This is a genomic window from Rhizobacter sp. Root1238 (genome assembly GCF_001425825.1).
Classification (GTDB): Bacteria; Pseudomonadota; Gammaproteobacteria; order Burkholderiales; family Burkholderiaceae_C; genus Rhizobacter.
On sequence record NZ_LMDM01000039.1, the window covers coordinates 6,287 to 6,581 of the forward strand.

The window sequence follows — 295 nt, forward strand, 5'->3', positions numbered from 1 at the left end:
ACACCGACGGCGTTGCGCTCACCACCATGAACAGCGGCTCGCCGGCGTTCACCTTGAACGTCAGGTCGGCGTCCAGCCCCTTCTGCAGCGCGCTGTAGCGGGCCGACGTGAACTGCGTGTTGGTGGCCACCAGCCCCCAGCGGAAGTCGGCATCGGACCCGGCCTGGTTGATGCCGCGGAACTTCACCGTCACGGTCGTCGCCCCGTTGGTCGGGTACAGCCGCACGACGTTGTAGCCGAAGCGCTGCGGTGCGCCGTAGAACGGCGACGCGAAGCGGCGGTTGCTCGCCCAGTT

The 295-nt window shown here is 68.1% G+C and carries 1 pseudogene; it reads right to left on the reverse strand.

Features of this window, described 5'->3' with window-relative positions:
* A pseudogene (locus ASC98_RS32455) lies at window positions 1-295 on the reverse strand (DUF6055 domain-containing protein); the annotation flags it as partial.